Genomic DNA, 1,166 nt, shown 5'->3' on the forward strand with positions numbered 1-1,166 from the left:
AGCTGACCGTTAATTCCGAAGGAATAAAGATTTCTGTTTCCGTGGTATCCACACAGCCTCTTTCATCGGTAGCGATGAGAGAAACCGGATAGTTTAAGTCTACCGCAGGGAAGATATATTGAGGATCTTGCTCGGCAGTCACAAAGCCATCGATGCTCCATAATACATCACTGATTCCAATGTTTTCGATATGATAGGAGGAGTCTACAAAATAAACCAAACCACTACTACAAGAAGTATCGCTATAGCTAAAATGTGCCACCGGATTGTCATAAACATTCACCGTATGCTGAATGCTGTCTCTACATCCCCAAGCATCAACTACCACCAGTTGAGAAGTGAAAGTTCCACTGTTTTCAAAGATATGAGATGGGTTCTGAACAGCAGCAGATTCGCTGTCACCAAAGGTCCAATCCCAGCTCACTAAATCATAGGCATTTGGACTAGAAAGGTCGGTATATTGAGTAGGGAGTCCTAAACAAGCGGTATCAAAAGTAAATTCTACAACCGGAGCGCCATAAACAGGAACCATATTCTGCACCTGATTCTGACAACCATTGGTATCTGTAATCTGAAGGACTACAGTGTAATTTCCTGGGCTGATATACAAGTGATTTGGATCGCTGATGGCATCCATATTGCCGTCGCCATAGTTATAATCCCAAAGGGCAGTAGCGCCAACATTTACTATTTCGCTATCCATAAAGTGAGTGCTATCGCCCACACAAACCGTATCAAAACTAAATCCTATTTGAGGAAGGTCGAAGACCACCACTTCTTGAGTAACGACTGAGTTACAACCCGCCGAGTTGTTCACGCTTAAGCTCACCTGATAAACGCCAGCTGCTGCAAAGGCATGTATTGGATTTTGGAAGTTACTAAATTCGCCATCTCCAAAGTCCCACTGCCAGCCCTGTACCAATCCACTTTCTGTGCTACTCTCGTCCACAAAGTTGAAAGAATGGTTCACACAAGGACTGCCATCACCAGCAGGGCTAAAGCTAAAGTCCGCAACAGGAGCACCAGTAACCTCAATGGCCTCCACCAAACTATCGCTACAACCATCGGTGGTGGTAATGATCAAAGTGACTTCATAGGTGATATCTCCAGTTTCAGCATAGATGTGATAAGGATGCTGCTCAGTGCTAAAATTACCATCCCCAAAA

Annotated in this window: 1 protein-coding gene; it reads right to left on the reverse strand. The window is 44.2% G+C overall.

Translation table 11 applies throughout. From position 1 onward, the window contains the following. On the reverse strand, positions 1-1,166 hold a 1,166-nt coding region (locus HNS40_RS22395; protein ID WP_172284935.1), incomplete at both ends, for a PKD domain-containing protein.

Origin of the sequence: Lentimicrobium sp. S6 (assembly GCF_013166635.1) — a bacterium.
Classification (GTDB): Bacteria; Bacteroidota; Bacteroidia; order Bacteroidales; family UBA12170; genus UBA12170.